Origin of the sequence: Phenylobacterium sp. (assembly GCF_035475775.1) — a bacterium.
Taxonomy (GTDB): Bacteria; Pseudomonadota; Alphaproteobacteria; order Caulobacterales; family Caulobacteraceae; genus Phenylobacterium.
In genome coordinates this window covers 47,236-61,912 of the sequence record NZ_DATIMC010000105.1, presented here as the reverse complement: position 1 = coordinate 61,912, position 14,677 = coordinate 47,236, and the positions used below count along the sequence as shown (strand labels likewise).

General features: G+C 70.6%; 19 protein-coding genes, 1 tRNA gene and 1 pseudogene. 9 read left to right on the top strand and 12 right to left on the bottom strand.

The features are described 5' to 3' along the window. The 3 genes and pseudogenes from VLI41_RS13410 to VLI41_RS13400 form a co-directional block, all read left to right on the top strand. Nucleotides 1–677, top strand: a pseudogene (locus VLI41_RS13410) (cytochrome P450); the annotation flags it as partial. Nucleotides 678–818: 141 nt separating this feature from the next. Continuing rightward, nucleotides 819–1,919, top strand: a complete 1,101-nt coding sequence (locus VLI41_RS13405) for an MFS transporter (protein ID WP_325268586.1) — start codon at nt 819–821, stop codon at nt 1,917–1,919. Further along, a complete protein-coding gene (locus VLI41_RS13400; RefSeq protein ID WP_325268582.1) occupies nt 1,916–3,028 on the top strand; it encodes a phosphotransferase in 1,113 nt (370 codons plus the stop codon). The genes VLI41_RS13405 and VLI41_RS13400 overlap by 4 nt, the downstream gene beginning before the upstream one ends. A 216-nt stretch (nt 3,029–3,244) precedes the next feature. On the opposite strand, the gene VLI41_RS13395 is transcribed toward VLI41_RS13400, so the two are convergent. The 5 genes from VLI41_RS13395 to VLI41_RS13375 all read right to left on the bottom strand — a co-directional run bounded on the left by VLI41_RS13395 (nt 3,245) and on the right by VLI41_RS13375 (nt 7,031). Continuing rightward, nucleotides 3,245–4,528, bottom strand: a complete 1,284-nt coding sequence (locus VLI41_RS13395) for a SulP family inorganic anion transporter (RefSeq protein ID WP_325268581.1) — start codon at nt 4,526–4,528, stop codon at nt 3,245–3,247. After that, nucleotides 4,525–4,833 (bottom strand): helix-turn-helix transcriptional regulator, encoded by a 309-nt coding sequence (locus VLI41_RS13390; RefSeq protein WP_325268580.1) that lies wholly within the window; start codon nt 4,831–4,833, stop codon nt 4,525–4,527. The genes VLI41_RS13395 and VLI41_RS13390 overlap by 4 nt, the downstream gene beginning before the upstream one ends. A 159-nt stretch (nt 4,834–4,992) precedes the next feature. Continuing rightward, nucleotides 4,993–5,082: transfer RNA gene (locus VLI41_RS13385), tRNA-Ser, on the bottom strand. 54 nt (nt 5,083–5,136) lie between these two features. Further along, nucleotides 5,137–6,069, bottom strand: coding sequence for a hypothetical protein (locus tag VLI41_RS13380; protein ID WP_325268579.1), 933 nt, complete (start codon nt 6,067–6,069; stop codon nt 5,137–5,139). Between the two features lie 14 nt (nt 6,070–6,083). Further along, entirely contained in the window at nt 6,084–7,031 is a 948-nt protein-coding gene (locus VLI41_RS13375) for a tetratricopeptide repeat protein (protein ID WP_325268578.1), read from the bottom strand. A gap of 133 nt (nt 7,032–7,164) precedes the next feature. On the opposite strand from VLI41_RS13375, the gene msrA reads away from it, so the two are divergent. Together msrA and VLI41_RS13365 are read left to right on the top strand one after the other, a co-directional pair. Continuing rightward, nucleotides 7,165–7,821 (top strand): peptide-methionine (S)-S-oxide reductase MsrA, encoded by a 657-nt coding sequence (gene msrA / locus VLI41_RS13370; RefSeq protein WP_325268577.1) that lies wholly within the window; start codon nt 7,165–7,167, stop codon nt 7,819–7,821. Then, nucleotides 7,818–8,162 carry an MmcQ/YjbR family DNA-binding protein gene (locus VLI41_RS13365; protein ID WP_325268576.1) on the top strand — a complete coding sequence of 115 codons (345 nt, stop codon included), beginning with the start codon at nt 7,818–7,820 and terminating at the stop codon, nt 8,160–8,162. The genes msrA and VLI41_RS13365 overlap by 4 nt, the downstream gene beginning before the upstream one ends. 7 nt (nt 8,163–8,169) lie before the next feature. On the opposite strand, the gene VLI41_RS13360 is transcribed toward VLI41_RS13365, so the two are convergent. From VLI41_RS13360 to VLI41_RS13340, 5 genes are all read right to left on the bottom strand, one after another. After that, on the bottom strand, nt 8,170–8,328 hold the full coding sequence (locus VLI41_RS13360; protein WP_325268585.1) for a DUF3309 family protein: 159 nt from the start codon (nt 8,326–8,328) through the stop codon (nt 8,170–8,172). Nucleotides 8,329–8,415: 87 nt separating this feature from the next. Then, the gene (locus VLI41_RS13355) at nt 8,416–8,808 is read right to left on the bottom strand and encodes a DUF983 domain-containing protein (RefSeq protein WP_325268575.1); all 393 of its coding nucleotides are present in this window, start codon (nt 8,806–8,808) and stop codon (nt 8,416–8,418) included. A gap of 93 nt (nt 8,809–8,901) precedes the next feature. Further along, nucleotides 8,902–9,138, bottom strand: a complete 237-nt coding sequence (locus VLI41_RS13350; protein WP_325268574.1) for a hypothetical protein — start codon at nt 9,136–9,138, stop codon at nt 8,902–8,904. A gap of 66 nt (nt 9,139–9,204) precedes the next feature. Then, nucleotides 9,205–9,342, bottom strand: coding sequence for an entericidin A/B family lipoprotein (locus tag VLI41_RS13345; protein ID WP_325268573.1), 138 nt, complete (start codon nt 9,340–9,342; stop codon nt 9,205–9,207). A gap of 54 nt (nt 9,343–9,396) precedes the next feature. Then, nucleotides 9,397–9,861, bottom strand: coding sequence for a DUF5615 family PIN-like protein (locus VLI41_RS13340; RefSeq protein WP_325268572.1), 465 nt, complete (start codon nt 9,859–9,861; stop codon nt 9,397–9,399). Nucleotides 9,862–9,894: 33 nt separating this feature from the next. On the opposite strand from VLI41_RS13340, the gene VLI41_RS13335 reads away from it, so the two are divergent. The 3 genes from VLI41_RS13335 to VLI41_RS13325 are packed head-to-tail and all read left to right on the top strand — an operon-like array spanning nt 9,895 to nt 11,489. After that, the gene (locus VLI41_RS13335; protein WP_325268571.1) at nt 9,895–10,284 is read left to right on the top strand and encodes a DUF2784 domain-containing protein; all 390 of its coding nucleotides are present in this window, start codon (nt 9,895–9,897) and stop codon (nt 10,282–10,284) included. A gap of 59 nt (nt 10,285–10,343) precedes the next feature. Then, on the top strand, nt 10,344–10,523 hold the full coding sequence (locus tag VLI41_RS13330; RefSeq protein ID WP_325268570.1) for a hypothetical protein: 180 nt from the start codon (nt 10,344–10,346) through the stop codon (nt 10,521–10,523). A gap of 60 nt (nt 10,524–10,583) precedes the next feature. Further along, nucleotides 10,584–11,489, top strand: coding sequence for an EamA family transporter (locus VLI41_RS13325; RefSeq protein ID WP_325268569.1), 906 nt, complete (start codon nt 10,584–10,586; stop codon nt 11,487–11,489). On the opposite strand, the gene lepA is transcribed toward VLI41_RS13325, so the two are convergent. Next, on the bottom strand, nt 11,486–13,291 hold the full coding sequence (gene lepA, locus VLI41_RS13320; RefSeq protein ID WP_325268568.1) for a translation elongation factor 4: 1,806 nt from the start codon (nt 13,289–13,291) through the stop codon (nt 11,486–11,488). The two genes, VLI41_RS13325 and lepA, sit on opposite strands and share 4 nt — an antisense overlap. Nucleotides 13,292–13,497: 206 nt before the next feature. Here lepA and VLI41_RS13315 point away from each other — a divergent pair, with 206 nt between their 5' ends. Then, the gene (locus VLI41_RS13315) at nt 13,498–14,187 is read left to right on the top strand and encodes a DUF1134 domain-containing protein (RefSeq protein ID WP_325268567.1); all 690 of its coding nucleotides are present in this window, start codon (nt 13,498–13,500) and stop codon (nt 14,185–14,187) included. Here the strand turns inward: VLI41_RS13315 and VLI41_RS13310 are convergent. Continuing rightward, a complete protein-coding gene (locus tag VLI41_RS13310; RefSeq protein WP_325268566.1) occupies nt 14,184–14,636 on the bottom strand; it encodes a VOC family protein in 453 nt (150 codons plus the stop codon). The two genes, VLI41_RS13315 and VLI41_RS13310, sit on opposite strands and share 4 nt — an antisense overlap. Nucleotides 14,637–14,677: the final 41 nt, after the last annotated feature.

The following is a 14,677-nucleotide window of genomic DNA, read 5'->3' as shown; positions in this document are numbered from 1 at the left end:
GCAAGGGGCTGATCGACACCATCGAGCAGAAGATGGCGATCTTCGTCGAGTACCACGCCTATTTCACCAAGCTGTGGAACCAGCGGGTCAACGCGCCGCCGACCGGCGACCTGATCTCAATGCTGGCGCACAACGAGGCGACCCGGAACATGTCGCCGGAGGAGTACAACGGCACGGTGATCCTGCTGATCGTCGGCGGCAACGACACCACCCGCAACACCATCTCCGGCTCGATCTACGCGCTGAACCAGAACCCCGACCAGTACGCCAAGCTGCGCGCCAACCCCGACCTGATCCCCTCGATGGTCTCCGAGACCATCCGCTGGCAGACCCCGCTCGCCCACATGCGGCGCACCGCCACGCGCGACACCGAGCTCGCGGGCAAGCGCATCGCCAAGGGCGACAAGGTGGTCATGTGGTACGTTTCGGGAAACCGCGACGACACGGTCATCGAGCGCCCCGACGACTACATCATCGACCGGGAGCGTCCTCGCCAGCACATCTCCTTCGGCTTCGGCATCCATCGTTGCGTCGGCAACCGGCTGGCCGAGATGCAGCTGCGCATCCTCTGGGAGGAGATCCTCGGGCGCTATCCGACGATCGAGGTGATGGGGGAGCCCGTGCGGCTCGCCAATCCGTTCGCCAAGGGCTACGCGAGCCTGCCGGTGCGGATCCCGCCCTCCGAGACCCTGCCGGCGCGCTCCGGTCGGACCGAGGTGAAGCCGCCGCCGGACAAACCCGCGATCCATCGCCAGCCGCTCGCCGTCCTCGCGGCGGCCTCGAGCGTCTCGGCGGCCGGCGGCCTGTTGTTCAACGTCATGCCGGCGCTGCTCGCCGAGGCGGCCACGCGCTTCGCGCTCACCGAGGGCCAGGTCGGGATGGTGGGGTCGAGCTTCCTCGCGGGCTTCGCCCTGGTGGCCGCCACCTCGAACCAGTGGATCGGCCGCTTCGACTGGCGAGCCGTGGTCGGCGTCGGCGCGGCGGTGTCGGTCGCGGGGCTCGCCGGCTGCGCGGCGATCGCCTCCTACCCCGCCCTGCTGGCCGCCCTTCTCGCCTCCGGCGTCGGACTGGGCCTGCTCTACACGGTCAGCATCGCCGTGGTGTCGGAGAACCACAAGCCGGACCGCGCCTTCGGCGTGAAGCTCGCGAGCGAGGTGTTCGTCGCGGTGGCCGCGCTCCTGGCGCTGAGCGCGCTCGCCGCCGCCCGCTGGGGCTTCGCCGGCGCCGCGCTCACGCTCGCCGGCATCGTCGCCGCGGCGTCGCTCGCCGGCCTGCCGGCCCTGCCGTCGCGCCGGGCGCTCAACCCGCCTGAGGCGCGGTTCGCCATGTTGCGCCGCGCGGGGGCGCGCGGGCCGCTGGTCCGCGACGGCCTGCCGTGGCTGGGCCTGGCGGCGCTGTTCGTCTCCTTCGGCGGGCTTTCGGCGCTGTGGGCCTTCCTCGCGCAGGTGGCTCCCAGCTTCGGCGTCGGCCGGGAGACGGCGTCCGGCGTCCTGACCCTCGGGCTCGTGGTCAGCGGCCTGGCGGGGCTCGCCGCCGCCGCCATCGGGGACCGCTTCGGGCGGGTGGCGCCGCTCGCGGCGGGGATGCTGCTGGCGATCGCCGGCGCCGCGGCCCTGTGGGCCGGACACGGTGCGGCGGCCTACGTCGCAGGCGTGCTGCTGGGCGCCGGCCTCTGGAATTTCGCCCTGGCCTATCAGATGGGCATGATCGCCTCGGCGGACGGGCACGGACGGGTGGCGGTGCTGATGCCGGCGGCGCTCGCCATCGGCGGCGCCATCGGCCCGATGCTCGCAGGCGCGCTGCTCACAGGCGCCGGCTACCGGCCGCTCTACGACCTGTTCATCGCCGCGACGGCCGTGAGCCTCATGGCCTTCGTCGTGCTCGGGCGGCGGCTGGCCGCAGCGAGGGCGGGGCCTTGAGCGAGGCCGTCATCGCCGCCGATCTCGACGCCGGCCCGGTCCCGATCCCCAAGGCCAGCCAGGGCTTCACGCCAGCCTGGCTGACCCGCGCCTTGGCCGCGCCTGTCGTCGCCGTCGAGGCGCAGCGGATCGGCGAAGGCGTCGGCGTCCTGTCGGAGCTCCACCGCCTGACGCTCGCCTATGGCGCCGGCCCGCCCGGCCCCGCCAGCCTCATCGCCAAGCTTCACGCCTCCGCGCCCGAGGTGCGGGAGATCTGCGCGCTCTATGGGGTCTATGAACGGGAGGTGCGGTTCTACCGCGACGTCGCGGCGACCGTCGAACTGCGGACGCCCGAGGTCTACTTCTCCGCCTTCGATCCCGCGAGCGGGGATTGCGTGATCCTGCTCGAGGACCTGGCGCCCGCGGCCAGCCCCGATCAGGTCGCCGGGATCTCGCTTGGCGAACTCACCGAGGCCATCGACGGCATCGCCAGCCTGCACGCCCGCTGGTGGGCTCACCCGAGGCTGGACGAGCTGCGCGCGATCATGCCCCGCGCCGCGGAGCCGCCCTACGCCGACGTGGCCGAGAACTTCCGGGCCTGCCTGCCGAGCGCGCTTGAGGCGCTGGGCGCGCGGGGGCATCACGGGCTGGTCCGCGTCAGCCGGCGGCTGGCGGGGGCCATTGAAGGCCTGCTCTCGGCGATCAGCACCCCGCCGCTCACCCTCTGCCACGGGGATTTCCGCACCGACAACCTGATGTTCCGCGAAAATCCGGAAGGACGCGAGCTCACGGTGATCGACTGGCAGGTGGTCATGCAGGCGCGGGGGCCGTTCGACCTCGGCTACCTGATGGGCGGCGCCGTTCCCACCGATCTGCGTCGTAAGAACGAGGATGAGCTTCTGCGGCGCTATCACGGTCGCCTCGTCGACCTGGGGGTCGCGGGGTACGGCTTCGACGAATGCCGCCTCGACTATCGCCGGTCCGTCCTCTTCAGCCTCGTCTACTGGGTCGAAGGCCTGGCTCTCGCCGACCCTTCAAGTTCACGCGCTGCAGCCTTGTTCGGCTGCTGGGCCGAGCGACTCGCCGCCGCGGTGGACGATCTCCATCTCGAAAGCCTGGTGAGCCCCTAGCGACGACGCGCTGCCCCAGGCGCAGCCGAACGTGAGCTGCCCCCGGGCGCATCAAAGCTCCACATACAAGCTGGATGACGACACCTCGACGCCACCGGCGGCGGAGTGTGCAAATCAGCTGCTTGAGCTTCCTGCGTGAGAGAGCCGCTCGATGGAGGCTACATGGCGTGGCGGGCGGGCTGGCGAGCGAGCATGGCCCTGTAGCGGGCCGTGTGCTCAGTCGCCCTCTTCGGGTACGGCTCGCTTCGCTGCGGCGAAGGCGGCCGCCACCAGGCAACCCGCAACGATCCCGAAGGTCAAGTCCTTGACCAGCGTGAGGCCAAAGGTGGCGAGCAGGACGGCCGCGGTCCGCCAATTGCCCAGCAGGCGGACGAACTCGGCTTTCTCGGCCATGTTCCAGCAGACCACCACCAGCACGCCGGCGAGCGCGGAGAGAGGGATGAAGCGCGCCAGCGGCGCCGCCACGAGCATGAAGATCAGCAGAAATCCTGCGTGCATGATCCCTGACAGCGGACTGCGCGCCCCGGCGCGGATGTTGGTCGCCGTGCGTGCGATCGTGCCGGTCACGCTGATGCCTCCGAAAAGCGCGGACGCGATGTTCGCGAGACCTTGGGCCACCAGCTCCATGTTCGAGCGATGTTTGCGCCCGGTCATGCCATCGGCGACCTTGGCCGAGAGCAGGCTCTCCACGCCTCCAAGCAAGGTGAAAGAGAACGCCGCCGGAAGCACCTTCAGGATGAGGGCGGCGGAGAGCGGCGGCAGGTGCGGTGAGGCCAACGTGTGCGGAATGCCGCCGAAACGGCTGCCGATGGTCTCCGCAGGCAAGTGCAGAATCGCCGCCAAAATCGAGGCCGCGGCCACTGCGATGAGCATGCCGGGCCAGGTCGGCCGAAACCGTCGGAAAGCGAAGATCAGGGCGGCCGCGCCGGCCCCGAGAGCGAGGGCCGCCGGGTTGAGGCTCGACACGGCTCCGCCCAGCGCCAGAAGCTTGGGGATGAGCGGACCAGGCTCCGCGCCAGGCAGCCGCAGCCCGGAAAGATCCCGGATCTGGCTGGCGGAAATGGTCACCGCGATCCCGCATGTGAAGCCGACCGTCACCGCATGCGGGATATGGCGGATGAGCCCGCCGAGACGCGAGGCTCCGATCGCGGTGAGCATGAGCCCCGACAGCAACACCGTGAGCAGCAGGCCCTGCAGGCCAAAGCGGGCGCTCGTCGCCGCGACCAGGACGATGAACGCGCCGGCCGGCCCGCCGATCTGAAAGCGGCTTCCCCCCAAGGCCGAAACCAGGAAGCCGCCGACGATCGAGGTGTAGAGCCCGCGCTCTGGTGAGACGCCTGAGGCGACGGCGATCGCCATCGATAGCGGCAGAGCGACGATGGCGACGGTCAAGGCCGCCAGAGCATCCTTGCGAAGGGCTGCCCTGTCATATGCGCCTTCGCTGAGGACAGTGACGAGCTTCGGGCGGAAGAGGTGGGCGGTCGCGGCGCCGTCGGTCACCGCTGCGCCTCCGACCCATCCGTAGAGGTCAGGGAGTCGGCCCGCAGAGCCGACAGGCTAGGATCCCGCAACCGGACGCCGCGCCCGCCGCCGGAGCTGACGCCGTTCTCACCGATGAGCTCGACCCCTTCCCGCTCGAGGGCCGCCACAACCTTGGTCAGACTGTCGACGACCCCGCGCACGAAGCCGGTGCTTGCCTCCATGCGCTGAATCGTCGGCAGCGACACGCCGGCGCGTGCGGCAAGCGTGCGCTGGTCCATCCCGAGGAGCGCACGAGCGGCGCGAAGCTGTCCAGGCGTAAGCATAAGGAATGATGTCTCATACATCATTATCGGGGTCAAGAACAGCAGGACGAGCGGGGCGAGAAGGACGGGGCGATGCCCCCGGACTATGCGACAACGGGCATTTCGGCCGGAATCCACGAGCGTCTCGGCGCAGCTTTCGCCCCACTTCGGTGAGCCGACTGGCGGTGAGAGAGGGATTCGAACCCTCGATACGGTTGCCCGTATACACGCGTTCCAGGCGTGCGCCTTCAACCACTCGGCCACCTCACCCACCGGCCCGCAGCGGAACCCGCCCGGCGGAAGGCGCGGAATATAGGACGAAGCTTAGCCCGGCAAGCGCCGCCGGGCGGCCTGGGTGAGGCGCTGCGGATCGAACAGCGAGGCCGGGGCGCGCGCCTCGAGCCGGGCTTCCAGGGCGGCCGAATCCTGCAGCCAGGCGGTGAGCTCGGCGGCCACGTCCGGCCGATGCTCGCGCAGGCCCTGCTGCGCCTGCGCCAGGCGGGCGTCGGCGCTCCTGAGCTCGGCCCTGAGCGGCGCGAGCGCGGCCCCCGCATAGCGCTCGTCGATGAGCCCGAGCCGGGTGCGCGCCGAGGCGATCATCAGGATGGCGGCGGGCGCATCGCCGGCGGCGATCTCGCCCTGGGCGGCGGCCAGCGCGCGGCGCGCATCGGCCATGAAGTAGGCCGGCGTGACGGCCACGCTCGGGATCTTGGGGCAGGCCTCGGGCGAGAGATGGCGGACGTAGTCGGCGATTCCCGCGAGCACCGCCTTGGGCGGCTCCGGCCCGTCGAACTCCTCGGTGATCAACCCATGAATGAAGGGCTCGAGCTTGTGGGCGCGCGGCGCCTGGTCGACCTTCAGCTTCGCCTTGGGCCCGGAGAGGTCCGGGATCGGCTTGGGGTCCATCACGTCGTCGCCGCGGTGCGTCGAGAACAGCGAATCCGTCACGTCGGCCGTGCCCGGCGCGCCGGAGACCCCGGGGAACAGGAAGTCGGGGTTGCTGCGCCCGGCCTTGTGGCAGGTCTCGCAGTTGACGCCCGCCCGCGCCGCCTGGCCGCCCAGCAGGACCGGGGTGCGGAACGCGGCGCGGCCCACCTCCACCTTCAGGGCTTCGGCCGGATCGCTCGGCCGCCGCAGGCACTCCGCAGGCGCGCGGTCGAAGGCGGCCACCGGATCGACCGACTTGGCCGCCCAGCGCATGGCGCGGATCGGGGCGTCGCCTGGCGAGGCGGCGAGCGCCAGCGCGCCCGCCGCCATCCAGATCGCAAGGCCTATTGCTGCGGGTCGTGCCCTGCGTCGATCCAACGGCGCAGTTCCTCCGTCTCCGCACAGCCGTAGACGCAGACGCGCTCCAGCTTGGCCAGCATCTGCTTCGCGCCGGCGATATCGCCCTTCTCGACCTTCAGCTCGCCGTAATACTCGGTCGCGCCGACGTGGTCGGGGTCGATGGCGAGCGCCTGGCGGTAGTAGCTTTCGGCCTTGGCGTAGTCGCCCTTCTTGCGCCAGGCGTAGCCCTCGTAGGTGATGATGTCCGGGTGCGGCCCGAACTCCACCTTGGCCTTGGCGAGCGCGGCGAGCGCGTCGTCATAGCGCTTCTCGTTGATCAGGCTGACCGCCTGGATATAGGCGGCGTCGCCGGCCTTGGGGCCGCCGAACAGCATCTTGCCGGAGAGCGCCGCGCTCGGCTTCGTCGCCGCCTCGCCCGGCGCCATGATCGCCTGGAGGTCCGCGCTCATCGACTTGAGCTTGGCGGCGTCGGGGCAGCTGTCGCCGCAGCTCTGCATCTTGGCCTTCAGCCAATCGAGCTCGCCCTGGGCCTTGGCGTCCTTCAGCTTGGCGAGCGCCATGCCAAGCCCTGCGTGCCCCTGGACATCGTCGGGCGCGAGCTTCAGGACCCGCTCGTAGGCGCGCCTGGAGCCCTTCCAGTCGTTGTCGCCGGCCTTGGCCATGCCGAGCAGCCGCCAGCCGTCCGGATTGCTCGGAACCGCATCGGTGACGTGCTGGGCGGCGCGCGCGGCGTCGCGGTACTGGTTGGCCTTGAGGGCGGTGATCGCCTTGGCGTACTCGGCCGCCGGATCGTACTGCGGGGTCGAGGCGCTGGGGCTCCCGTAGCCGCCCCCGGGCATGGACCCGCCGCCGCCGCCGCCGGACGCGAGCGCCGCCGTGCCGGCCAGCGCGATCGCGCCCGCCAGCAAACCTATCTTCCAGGTGCTATCCATGGCGCATGTCCTCCCATACCGACGTTCGATGCGACTTTCGCATGAAAGTTCCCGTAGGTCAGCAGGCGCCGCGCACGGCGTGCAATCGGCCCGCGAGCATCCTATCTTGCACCGCGACAAGGAGGCCCGTTCGATGCTGTTCGCCAAGAAGCCGCTCGAGATCCCGACGCCCGAGACCGCCCTGCCGGGGCGCGCCCATCCGATCCCCACCGCGGAGGTCCACTTCGTCAACGGCCATCCGCTGAAGGGGCCCTATCCGCAGGGCCTGGAGACCGCCTACTTCGCCATGGGCTGCTTCTGGGGCGTGGAGCGCGAGTTCTGGCAGCAGCCGGGCGTGTGGGTGACCGCCGCCGGCTACCAGAACGGTCCGACGCCCAATCCAACCTACGAGGAGGTCTGTTCCGGCCGCACCGGCCACGCCGAGTCGGTTCTGGTCGTCTACGATCCCAGGCAGGTGACCTACGCCGATCTCCTGAAGCTGTTCTGGGAGAACCACGACCCGACCCAGGGCATGCGCCAGGGCAACGATGTCGGAACCCAGTACCGCTCGGGGATCTACGTCGTGAACGACGCCCAGGCCGCCGAGGCGGAGGCCTCCCGCGAGGCCTACCAGCGTGCGCTGAGCGCCCAGGGTTTCGGCCGGGTCACCACCGAGATCGCGCCGGCCGGCCCGTTCTACTTCGCCGAGGCCTATCATCAGCAGTACCTCGCCAAGAACCCGATGGGCTACTGCGGCGTCGGCGGCACGGGCGTGACCTGCCCGATCGGCGTGGGCGTGAGCGCCGAGTGAGCCTCGCCCTGACCCGCGACGAGATCGGGGCCATCGCGCTCGGGCTGCCGGCGACCAGCAAGGTCGTGCAGTGGGGCGGCTCCGACGTCTACAAGGTCGGCGGCAAGGTGTTCGCCATGTGCGGCGACATCTACGTGGCCTTCAAGGTCACCGATATCGGCTTCGTGGTGCTGACCGAGGATGGCCCCGGCCGCCAGGCGCCCTATTGCGCCAAGGGGCAGTGGGTGGCGGTCGACCTCGACCGGCTCGACCCGAATGAGGCGCAGGGCTGGATCTCCACCGCGCACGCGTTGATCGCGGCGAAGCTGGCCAAGAAAGTCCGCGCCGAGCTCGGGCTCTAGGCCGGCGCTAAAACCGTCCCATCAACACCAGGACGATGACGATCACGAGGATCAGGCCCAGGCCGCCCGAGGGGTAGTAGCCCCAGCTGCGGCTGTAACCCCAGCTCGGCAGGGCGCCGATCAGGAGCAGGATGAGGACGATGATCAGGATGGTGCCGAGGCCCACGCAGGCTCTCCTTCGCGTCACGCCCCGACTTGGCCGTGCGACAACGCCGAGCCCACAGCGGAGGTTCCGAACCGGCGAGGGGCCGCGCTAGTCGGCCGCGTCGGCCGTGTGCAGGTGCGCGTCGGTCGATTTCACCGCCAGCGCATACATCAGCCCGATCCAGGCGCCCTTGATCCGCGGCAGGACCGAAAGCGTGCTCACCACCAGGCCGCCCATCACCAGCGGCACTGAGTGGACGGGATTGCGCCAGACCCATGGGATGAACAGCAGGGGCACGATGATCAGATGCCCCGTCAGCAGGATGGTCGTGTAGGCCGGCCCGTCGTCGGCCGGATAGCGCGACAGGTCCTCCTCGCAGCATTCGCAGCGGTCGTTGACCTTCAGGTATTTCCAGAACAGCCGACCTTTGCCGCAGGCCGGGCAGTGGCCCTTGGCGCCGCGCCAGAGCGAGGCGCCGAGGGGATGGGCGACTTCTTGCATGACGGGCCGCCATATGCGCCCTCGCCCGTCCGTGCGGAAGGGGCCGGGCGCTTGGGCCGCAGGAAATCTGCGCCGGCCGTTCGCGCGCTCAGCTCACGGCCGTTTCACGTGATCCTTCTCGCGGCGCAGCGGGGTCGGCGCGCCGGTCGCATCGGTGTCGTTCGGCGCGTCGCCCTCCTCGGTGTTGACGCCGTCCTCGCGTAGGATGTGCGGATCCTCGCCGGAGATGGTCGTCCCCTTGGACGCGCCGATCCCCGGGTCGTCCTCGAGATCGTCGCGCGGCAGGGTGGTGGGGGTGTGGCCGGAGGGCTCGTGCTTGGAGCGGCTCATGGGGACCTCGCGGTCTGATCGGGGTTTCGCGAACCGAACCCCCGCCGGCGCGTCCCTGTTCCGAGCCTAGTGCTTGGCGTCCTGGGCCGAGCTGGAGACCGCCTGGCCGGCCGCCTGCATGTCGCGGCCCATCCCCTGGATGGTGTTGCAGCCGGCCACGAGCACCGCCATGGCGGCCGCGGCGAGGACGATCAGCTTGCGCATCGAAGACGCCTCCCGAATGAGATGCGGGGGATTTCCGCTGCGCCGCGCCAACAGTCAAGCTTGGCGCGCTGCGCCGGCGAGCGCCTCGAGCCTGGCCGCCATCCGCTTGACGTGGCTGCCGGGCCAGTAGAGCCGACCGCACGCTGGGCACGCCCGGAAGGGGCCCCCCCGCGCTCGGGATTGCGCGGGCATGCGCGCCACCTCCTCCGGCGTCGCGGCGCGCAGCACCGAATTGTCGACCACGCAGCGGGTGAAAGGCGCCAGGCCCCAGTCGATGGGCAGCACCCGGGCGAGCGCCCGCGCCTGGGCCTCGGCGCTCGTTTGCGGGAGCAGCAGCGCAGCGGGCGCGGCCCTGGCGGCGAGATCGCGGTCGCGGGTGAGGAGCACCCTCGCTTCGGCCTTGGCGCGGGCGAGGATCGCCTCGTCCCGTTCCCCTCCCGTGGCCAGATCGGCGTCGTAGCCCGCCGCCCGGAGCAGCCGCGCGAGGCTGGCCAGCATCTCGTCGCAGAGGAAGCGCATGCGCGGCAAACGCGCCGGCCCTAAGGTTCGCTCATGAGCGCGGCGTCCTGGGGCGAATTGGTGCTGGCGGCGCACCTGGTGGTGATCGCCTTCAACCTGTTCGGCCTGGTGGCGATTCCGGCGGGCGCGGCGCTCGGCTGGGCGTGGGTGAGGATCCCGTGGTGGCGCCTGCTGCACCTCGCCTCGCTCGCGGTCGTCGCCCTGCAGGCGGTGCTCGGTCGCGCCTGCTTCCTGACCCTCTGGCAGGACGCGCTGACCGGCGCGGGCCGCGCCGAGCCGCCGCTGATCATGCGCTGGGTCAACAGCGTCATCTACTGGCCGCTGCCGATGTGGGTGTTCACCGCGGCCTATGTCGCGATCTTCGCCTACACCGCGGCGCTGTGGCGCTGGGTCCCGCCGAGGCGGCGCGCGCGTGCGGGTTAGCGAACGGCTAAGCGACTCGCGGCAGACTGGGATGATCCTCATAGCGGATGGAGTCGCACGTGCGCAGCATCGTCCTCACCACGGCCCTCCTGGCGCTTGGCCTCGCCGCCTGCGGCCATAATGTCGAGCAGCGCGCCGCCACCGGCGCGGCCGCGGGCCTGGTCATCGCCGGCCCGCTCGGCGCCGCGGTCGGCGCCGGTGTCGGCACGGTGATCAGCAAGTCGAACGACAAGAAGTAGGTTTCCCGCCGCTTCCCTCCGCCCTGCGCGCCGGTCATGCTGGCGGCGTAGGGGGATGGGTTGGCGAATCTGAAGGTCAAAGGCGCGGGCGGATTGGCGCTGCCGATCGCGGCGGTGCTGGGCGCCATGGCCTGCTTCCAGGTTGGCGCGGCGCTCTCCAAGGGGCTGTTCCCGGCGGTCGGGCCGCAGGGCGCCGCGGCGCTGCGCATCACCCTGGCCGCGGCCATGCTGCTCGCCATCCAGCGGCCGTGGCGCACCTGGCCCAAGCCTGCGCCGGTCGCGGCGCTCGCGGTGCTCGGTCTCGCGAGCGCCGGGGCCATGATGATGTTCTACCTCGGCCTCGCGCGCCTGCCGCAGGGGGTGACCATCGGCCTGCAGTTCCTGGGCCCGCTGGCGATCGCCCTGGCGAGCTCGCGCAGGGCCTCCGATCTCGTCTGGGCGGCGCTGGCGGCGGCCGGCGTCTGGGGCCTGGTCGGGCCGAGCTCCGGCGGCGGGCCGCTGGATCCCGTCGGCATCGGTTTTGCGCTCGGCGCGGCGGCGAGCTGGGCGGCCTACATCCTCTCGGGACGGATTGTCGGACACGCGTTCGGCGCCGCCTCGGCGGCCTGGGCGACCTCCCTGGCCGCGCTGGTCGCGGCCCCGGTCGGGATCGCGCATGCGGGCTGGGCGCTGGTCTCGCCCGCCGTGCTGCCGCTCGGCCTGCTCGTGGCGCTGGTCGCCACCGCCCTGCCGTTCAGCCTCGAGCTCTTCGCCATGCCGCGCATGCCGGCCCGCACCTTCTCGGTGTTCATGAGCCTGGAGCCGGGCTTCGGCGCGCTCTCCGGCCTGATCCTGCTGCACGAGCGCCTGGCCCCGGCGCAGCTCGCAGGGCTCATGGCGGTGATCTCGGCCGCCGCCGGCGCGGCTTGGTCGGTCGGCCGGAGGCCCGGAACCCGCGCCCTCGTGACCGAAGCGCCGCCCGACTAATCGGCGTCCATCTTCAGGGCGGCGATGAAGGCCTCCTGCGGGATCTCCACCTTGCCGAACTGGCGCATGCGCTTCTTGCCCTCCTTCTGCTTGTCGAGGAGCTTGCGCTTGCGGGAAATGTCGCCGCCGTAGCACTTGGCGGTCACGTCCTTGCGCAGCGCCCGGACCGTCTCGCGCGCGATGATGCGGCCGCCGATCGCCGCCTGGATCGGGATCTGGAACATGTGCGGCGGGATCAGCTCCTTCATCTTCTCCACCATGCCCCGCCCGCGGGTCTCGGCGCGGTCGCGGTGCACCAGCATGGAGAGCGCATCGACCGGCTCGGAATTCACCAGGATCGACATCTTCACCAGGTCGCCCTCGCGGTAGGCCTCGATGGCGTAGTCGAAGGAGGCGTAGCCCTTGGAGATCGATTTCAGCCGGTCGTAGAAGTCGAACACCACCTCGTTCAGCGGCAGGTCGTAGACCACCATGGCGCGGGCGCCGACGTAGCTCAGCTCGCGCTGCTCGCCGCGGCGGTCCTGGCACAGCTTGATGATCGAGCCCAGGTAGTCGTCGGGCGTGAAGATGGTGGCCTTGATCCAGGGCTCGGCGATGGATTCGATGCGCACCGGATCGGGCAGGTCGGCCGGGTTGTGCAGCTCGAGCTCGGATCCGTCGGTGAGCTTGATGCGGTAGACGACCGAGGGCGCGGTGGCGATCAGGTCGAGGTCGAACTCGCGCGACAGCCGCTCCTGGATGATCTCCAGGTGCAGGAGCCCGAGGAATCCGCAGCGGAAGCCGAAACCCAGCGCGGCGCTGGTCTCCATCTCGTAGGTGAAGGAGGCGTCGTTCAGCCTGAGCCGTCCGATCGCGGCGCGCAGATCCTCGAAATCGGCGGCGTCGACCGGGAACAGGCCGCAGAACACCACCGGCTGCACCTGGCGGAAGCCGGGCAGGGGGGCTTCGGCCGGCCGGCGCTCATCGGTGATGGTGTCGCCGACCGCGGCGTCGGCCACCTCCTTGATCTGGGCGGTGATGAAGCCGACCTCGCCGGGGCCGAGCTCCTCCAGGTCGGTGCGCTTGGGGCGGAACACGCCGATGCGGTCGATCTGGTGCACGGCGCCGGTCTGCATCATGCGGATGCGCTGGCCGGCCCTGAGAGTCCCGTCGAACACCCGCACCAGCACGATCACGCCGAGATAGGCGTCGTACCAGGCGTCGACCAGCAGCGCCTTCAGCGGCGCGTTGCGGTCGCCCTTGGGGGCGGGCAGCCGCTTGACCACCGCCTCCAGCACCTCATGGACGCCCTGGCCCGTCTTGGCCGAACACTCCACCGCCTCGGAGGCGTCGAGGCCGATGACGTCCTCGATCTGCTGGCGCACCCGGTCGGGCTCGGCGGCCGGCAGGTCGACCTTGTTCAGGACCGGGACGATCTCGTGGTCGTTGTCGATGGCCTGATAGACGTTGGCCAGCGTCTGGGCCTCGACGCCCTGGCTCGCGTCCACCACCAGGATCGAGCCCTCGCACGCGGCCAGGCTGCGCGACACCTCATAGGCGAAGTCCACGTGGCCGGGCGTGTCCATCAGGTTCAGGACATAGGTTTCGCCATCGTCGGCCTTGTAGTGCAGCCGCACGGTCTGCGCCTTGATGGTGATGCCGCGCTCGCGTTCGATGTCCATGGAATCGAGCACCTGCTCGGTCATCTCGCGAAGGCTCAGCGCGCCGGTCTCCTGGATCAGCCGGTCCGACAGCGTCGACTTGCCGTGGTCGATGTGCGCCACGATCGAAAAGTTGCGGATGTGACTGAGCGGGGTGGTCATGCGGCGCCCGTCTAGCACATTCGCCCGCCCTGGCGAGGCGCGCCTTCCCTTCGGGGCCGCGGGGCGGGGACCATCCGTCGCAGAGCGATGGCGAGGACACGCGCTCGGGGCGTGGTTAATCCCGCGTTAAGGCGAAGTTCGCCATGACAGAGCCGCAAAGGGGCGGGGAAGGTTTCAACCAAGGGACTCTCAGGAAACACGCGCCCATGGATCGCCGAACCCTCATCGTCACGGGACTCGTGACGCTCGGGACCGCCGCCGTCGCCCACGGCCAGACGAGCAGCCGCTCGCTGCCGCCCGCGCGGCCCGCGGGTTCCGCCCCGCCGCCGCCTCCGCCGCCGGAGGAACCCCCTGCCGAGGCGCCGAGGTCTCCCAACCTGCAGCCGGCCTACCCGGCCGACAGCGGGCACGTGGAGACCTACAGCGAAGACGAGATCGTCAACTCCGTCTCCGACTTCATGGGCGTCACCGCCGAGAGCGCCGGGGCGGCGGTCGAGCGGATCTTCGCCAAGAACGGCCGCCCCACCGCCTACATCGCCGGGACCGAGGCCTCAGGCGCGATCGGGATCGGCGCGCGGTATGGCAAGGGCCTGCTCTACATGAAGAACCGGCCGCCGATGGAGGTCTACTGGCAGGGTCCCTCGATCGGCTTCGACACCGGCGGCAACGCCAGCCGGGTGTTCACCCTCTGCTACAACCTCGACGACCCGGGAGAGATCTTCCAGCGCTTCCCCGGCGTCGAGGGCACGGCCTATTTCATCGCCGGCATCGGGGTGAACTATCAGGAGGCCTCCGGCATCATGCTGGCCCCGATGCGGGCCGGCGTCGGCTTCCGGCTGGGCGCCAACGTCGGCTACCTGGCCTACACCCGCCACCGCAACATCCTGCCGTTCTAACGCTCGTCGAGCGTCGCCCCGACGCGCTGGGTCGCGGTGTCGAAGAGGCCGCGGCCCGGCACGAAGTTGATCTCGAGCCGCACGCCGTCGGGATCCTCGAACAGCACCGAATAGTAGCCAGGCGCCCAGGGGCCGTCCTCCGGCGCGCGGATGATGGGGGCGCCTATGGATTGCAGGAAGGCGTGCGCCTCGTCGACGTCTTCGCGCGAGCGGGCCCGCCAGCAGTGGTGGTGCAGGCCCACGCGAAATTGCTCGAACCTGGCGCCGGCGTGCTGCGGGTCGGGCCGTCGGACGCCGAAGCCGGTGCGCCCGCCCACGCAGTAGTAGGTGTCGGCGCTGTCGGCCACCTCGCGCAGGCCGAGGAACGGCAGGAGCTGGCGGTAGAAGGCCACCGAGGCCTCGAAGTCGCCGGCGGTGATGAAGGTGTGGGCGACGCCGTTCACTTCCATGGAAATGCCTCCCATGGCGGATCGGAGCGGAGTTGCGCCGG

Coding starts and splice junctions, on each gene's coding strand:
- VLI41_RS13405 (WP_325268586.1), top strand. CDS start 819: ATGCCGGCGCTGCTCGCCGAGGCGGCCACGCGCTTCGCGCTCACCGAG.
- VLI41_RS13390 (WP_325268580.1), bottom strand. CDS start 4,833: ATGCTTACGCCTGGACAGCTTCGCGCCGCTCGTGCGCTCCTCGGGATG.
- VLI41_RS13380 (WP_325268579.1), bottom strand. CDS start 6,069: ATGGCGGCGGGCGCGCTGGCGCTCGCCGCCTCGCCAGGCGACGCCCCG.
- VLI41_RS13375 (WP_325268578.1), bottom strand. CDS start 7,031: ATGGATAGCACCTGGAAGATAGGTTTGCTGGCGGGCGCGATCGCGCTG.
- msrA (WP_325268577.1), top strand. CDS start 7,165: ATGCTGTTCGCCAAGAAGCCGCTCGAGATCCCGACGCCCGAGACCGCC.
- VLI41_RS13355 (WP_325268575.1), bottom strand. CDS start 8,808: ATGCAAGAAGTCGCCCATCCCCTCGGCGCCTCGCTCTGGCGCGGCGCC.
- VLI41_RS13350 (WP_325268574.1), bottom strand. CDS start 9,138: ATGAGCCGCTCCAAGCACGAGCCCTCCGGCCACACCCCCACCACCCTG.
- VLI41_RS13345 (WP_325268573.1), bottom strand. CDS start 9,342: ATGCGCAAGCTGATCGTCCTCGCCGCGGCCGCCATGGCGGTGCTCGTG.
- VLI41_RS13340 (WP_325268572.1), bottom strand. CDS start 9,861: ATGCGCTTCCTCTGCGACGAGATGCTGGCCAGCCTCGCGCGGCTGCTC.
- VLI41_RS13335 (WP_325268571.1), top strand. CDS start 9,895: ATGAGCGCGGCGTCCTGGGGCGAATTGGTGCTGGCGGCGCACCTGGTG.
- lepA (WP_325268568.1), bottom strand. CDS start 13,291: ATGACCACCCCGCTCAGTCACATCCGCAACTTTTCGATCGTGGCGCAC.
- VLI41_RS13315 (WP_325268567.1), top strand. CDS start 13,498: ATGGATCGCCGAACCCTCATCGTCACGGGACTCGTGACGCTCGGGACC.
- VLI41_RS13310 (WP_325268566.1), bottom strand. CDS start 14,636: ATGGAAGTGAACGGCGTCGCCCACACCTTCATCACCGCCGGCGACTTC.